A 4,045-nucleotide genomic window follows, 5' to 3' on the forward strand; every position below is an offset into this window, starting at 1 on the left:
AGTTATCGAAGTTATTTTCATCTTACGCGAGAGTCCACCCATGTGATGGATGTTCTGGGTGTGGACCGCGTGGATCACCGAACCAGCGCCCAAAAACAGGCAGGCCTTGAAGAAGGCGTGGGTCATCAGGTGGAATGTTCCCGCGGCGAATGAGCCCAGTCCCAGCGCCATGACCATGTAACCGAGCTGTGAAACAGTCGAGTATGCCAGTATTCGTTTTATGTCGTTTTGCACAAGCCCTATAGTGGCGGCCATCAAAGAGGTTATTCCACCGACTAAGGCCACAACTAGGGAGGCGGTTTCCGAGGCATGGTAGATCGACAGCGAACGGGCAATCATGTATACACCGGCGGCGACCATCGTGGCGGCATGGATCAAAGCCGATACCGGAGTCGGACCCTCCATCGCGTCCGGGAGCCAGACATGCAGCGGATACTGTGCTGATTTGCCAACCGCTCCGCAGAACAGGAAGATCCCGATCGCGGCCAGAATCCCGGCCGAGAAATGGGTCGGATCATGATGGACCATCTCGAATACTTCGCTGTACGACAGTGAACCGAAGGTGAAAAATAGAAGCAACAGCCCGATGATAAACCCGAAATCGCCGATACGGTTGGTGATAAAAGCTTTCTTGCCGGCATCGGCGGCGGTTTTCTTTTCGTACCAGAAACCAATCAGAAAATATGAACTGACGCCCACCAGTTCCCAGAAGCAGAAGATCATAAAGAAGTTGTTAGCTACAACCAGGCCCAGCATTGAAAATGAGAACAACGAAAGAAACGAGAAATAACGGGAAGTGCGCGGATCGCCCTGCATATACCCGATCGAGTAGATATGCACCAGCGAGGCGACTATCGTCACCACCATCAGCATTACCACTGTCAGGCCGTCAACATACAATCCGATCTGGAGCGTGAAATCTCCCAAAGTCAGCCAGTCGAATCCGATATCCATAACATAACCGGCCGGTTTACCCATAACCTGAATCAAACAGATCAGCGAATACACGAAACCGTAGAGAATAGCAAAAATAGAAATCGTCTTGGAGAGGTTTTCGCTGAAGCGTGTAAACAGCGTAATCACCGTAAACGCCATCAACGGCATAGCCGGAACTGTCCACAAATTCTCAAGCATAAGCTACCATTTCATTATATTCATCTTGTCCACGAAGACATCTTTGAAATTCTTGTATATCAGGATCACGATAGCAAGTCCTACAGTCGCCTCGGCGGCGGCGATCACGATCACGAAGACCGCGAAAACCTGCCCGATCAGCTTGTCGGGTGTGATGAACTTGGCGAAGGCGACGAAATTGATATTGACCGCGTTGAACATCAGCTCGATGCTCATCAGGATACCGATCGCGTTACGGCGTGTCAAAACGCCGTAGAGACCGATCCCGAACAGGATCGCGGCCAGCGACAGAAATTGTACGAATCCAACCTGCATCTCAATTTTCCCTCTTGGCAATCACGATCGCGCCGATCAGGGCGGCCAGCAAAAGCACCGACACGACTTCGAATGGAAGGATGAAATCCCGCATCAGAAGATGCCCCAGCTCGGCGGTGTTTGTGTCGCCCACAGTCGTATCCTCGGCCAGCGGAAAACCACCCACCTTGTGATTGGCCGAAATCGCGAATATTATGATTGCTGTAAAACAGATAGATACCAGTATAGCGGGGAAGGACTGCTCGTTTGACTGCTTAACCGAGTAATTGGTCAATTCCCGGGTCAGCATAACCGCGAATATCAGAAGCACCGATATCGCCCCGACGTAGATCAGAACCTGTACCGCGGCCAGAAATTCCGCTGACAGGAAAATGAACACGACAGCCACGCAGAAGAGTGTCAGCACCAGAAACAGCGCGGCATGAAAGATGTTTTTCAAGGCTACCACCATGATAGCCGAAAGAATCATCACGAAGGCGACAATATAGAATATTATCGCGGCCGAACCCTCAAGCATCAGTTCCCCGAATCCTTTTTGTCCTTGTCAGCCTGATCGCTTTTCTGATCTTGCTCAGTTTTGTCGTTTTCAGGCTGTGCGGGTTTATCTTCTTTTACAGGTGTGTCCTGCTTTTTTTCATCCTCTTTTTTAGCTTCAACGCCCTCCGGCTTGTCCGCCTTCTTTTCTTCCTTCATTTGCTCGGACTTAGTCTCAGGCGGTTTCTTTTCATCCTCTTTTTTGGGAGCCGGTTTTGCGGGCGGTTTCTTTTTGGCTTTCTTTCTGCGCGGTGTGTAGGGCACATCCTTACCCAGCTCGCCCAGGTACTCCATGTTGTAATGCAATTCGCCCTGGTCGAAAACCGAAAACTCGTATTTGCCGGCCAGCTTGATAGCATCGAAATTGCAGGCTTCCTCGCACTGACCGCAAAAGCAACAGATAGTATTGTCGATCACGAATTTTGTCGGTTCCCAGCGTTTGTTCTCGTTTTTCTCGCGTTCGATCATGATCGCTGCGGAGGGGCAGGCGCGCATACACAACATACAGGCTGTACAGTTCAGTTTGCCCGATTCCTGGTCGGACAGAAGCACCACAACCCCGCGTGAACGCTCCGGCATCGGCCAGCGTTCCTTCGGATACTGGAGGGTGATGGCGTGACGGCCGAGATGCTTGCCGGTTACCGTAAGGCCGACGATCAGATTATAAATTCCCGAGAAAAAACTTCTTACAAGTCCCATCTCAACTCTTGATCAGGTTGTAAATCAAACCTGTCGCTAAAAGGTTAACAAACGCCAGCGGAATCAGCCATTTCCAGGCGAACTCCATCAGGTGATCTACACGCAGACGCGGATAAGTCCACCTGAACCACATGAATATGAAAACCACAATTAAAGTCTTGATCAAAAACCACAGCCACCCCAGCGATTCGTTGGCGACCGGGCCATGCCAGCCTCCCAGAAAGAGCGTGGTGCAGATCGCCGAGGCGATGAACATATTAACGAATTCAGCCAAAAAGAACATGGCGAATTTCATGCCGGAGTATTCGGTCGAAAAACCGGCCACAAGCTCCTGCTCGGCTTCAGGCAGATCAAACGGAGTACGGTTGATCTCGGCTGTGGCGGCCACCAAAAAGATCAGAAAACCGAGTGGCTGTCTGATGATATTCCAGTTCCAGATCTTGTCCTGGGCCAGGACGATCTCCTGCATAGACATGGACTGTGAAAGCATGATCACGCCCATGATCGACAGCGCCAGGGGTACTTCGTAAGATACAATCTGTGCCGCCGAGCGCATACCGCCTATAATGGCGTATTTGTTGTTCGATCCCCAGCCGGCCATCAGCAGGCTGATTACAGTGAAACTGGTAATAGCAAAAATATACAGGATACCGACATTGAGATCGGCGAAGATAATATTTTTCGACCAGGGGATAACCACGAATGTCATCAATGAGGCAGTGAATACAACCACCGGTGCCCAGAAGAAAACCCGTGTGTCAGCCGAGGCCGGTACGGTATCTTCCTTCTGCAAAAGTTTAAGGCCGTCAGCCAATGTCTGTAGCCAGCCATGCCATCCGCCGGTCTCCATGGGACCGAAGCGGACCTGGATATGGCCGGATATCTTGCGTTCCCACCAGACCAGATAGAGCGCCATTAAAGCCGCTATCGCAATCGAGATGACCGCGTAGATACCGGACACTACTATATGCGGTAGCTCTATACCGAACAGCGTCACCTGTCAACCTCCGGCATTACAATATCAAATGAAGCGAAGATTGCCACCAGATCAGCGATTTTGCAACCGGTGGATATCTCCGGAATAACCAGCAAATTATTATATGACGCGCCCCTGAGCTTGAGACGATAGGGCTTTTTCTTGCCATCAGAAACAATGTAGCAGCCGAGTTCTCCGCGGGGCGCTTCAACACGGGCGTAATATTCACCTTCCGGGATCTTGAAGCTGGGCTTGATCTTCAAGGTCGGATCTCCTTCCGGGAGACCGTCCAGGGCCTGCTCGATGATCTTCACAGACTGCTTGATCTCCTCCAGGCGCATAAGATACCTGTCCCAGGTGTCGCCGTTCTGACCGGAAGGAATATCG

At 51.1% G+C, this 4,045-nt stretch carries 6 protein-coding genes; all 6 read right to left on the minus strand.

Annotation, left to right across the window (positions count from 1 at the left end; translation table 11 throughout):
* Positions 1-1,134: NADH-quinone oxidoreductase subunit L (locus GF404_11120; protein MBD3382732.1), on the minus strand; the 1,134-nt coding region annotated here is incomplete at its 3' end.
* Positions 1,135-1,137: 3 nt separating this feature from the next.
* Positions 1,138-1,449 (minus strand): NADH-quinone oxidoreductase subunit NuoK, encoded by a 312-nt coding sequence (gene nuoK / locus GF404_11125; protein MBD3382733.1) that lies wholly within the window; start codon positions 1,447-1,449, stop codon positions 1,138-1,140.
* 1 nt (position 1,450) lies between these two features.
* Positions 1,451-1,966, minus strand: coding sequence for an NADH-quinone oxidoreductase subunit J (locus GF404_11130; protein ID MBD3382734.1), 516 nt, complete (start codon positions 1,964-1,966; stop codon positions 1,451-1,453).
* Positions 1,966-2,682 carry a 4Fe-4S dicluster domain-containing protein gene (locus GF404_11135; GenBank protein MBD3382735.1) on the minus strand — a complete coding sequence of 239 codons (717 nt, stop codon included), beginning with the start codon at positions 2,680-2,682 and terminating at the stop codon, positions 1,966-1,968. The genes GF404_11130 and GF404_11135 overlap by 1 nt, the downstream gene beginning before the upstream one ends.
* Position 2,683: 1 nt before the next feature.
* A complete protein-coding gene (gene nuoH, locus GF404_11140; protein ID MBD3382736.1) occupies positions 2,684-3,598 on the minus strand; it encodes an NADH-quinone oxidoreductase subunit NuoH in 915 nt (304 codons plus the stop codon).
* 77 nt (positions 3,599-3,675) lie between these two features.
* On the minus strand, positions 3,676-4,045 hold a 370-nt coding region (locus GF404_11145), incomplete at its 5' end, for an NADH-quinone oxidoreductase subunit D (GenBank protein MBD3382737.1).

Source organism: Candidatus Zixiibacteriota bacterium (assembly GCA_014728145.1).
Taxonomy (GTDB): Bacteria; Zixibacteria; MSB-5A5; order JAABVY01; family JAABVY01; genus WJMC01.

Coding starts and splice junctions, on each gene's coding strand:
- nuoK (MBD3382733.1), bottom strand. CDS start 1,449: ATGCAGGTTGGATTCGTACAATTTCTGTCGCTGGCCGCGATCCTGTTC.
- GF404_11130 (MBD3382734.1), bottom strand. CDS start 1,966: ATGCTTGAGGGTTCGGCCGCGATAATATTCTATATTGTCGCCTTCGTG.
- GF404_11135 (MBD3382735.1), bottom strand. CDS start 2,682: ATGGGACTTGTAAGAAGTTTTTTCTCGGGAATTTATAATCTGATCGTC.
- nuoH (MBD3382736.1), bottom strand. CDS start 3,598: ATGGCGCTCTATCTGGTCTGGTGGGAACGCAAGATATCCGGCCATATC.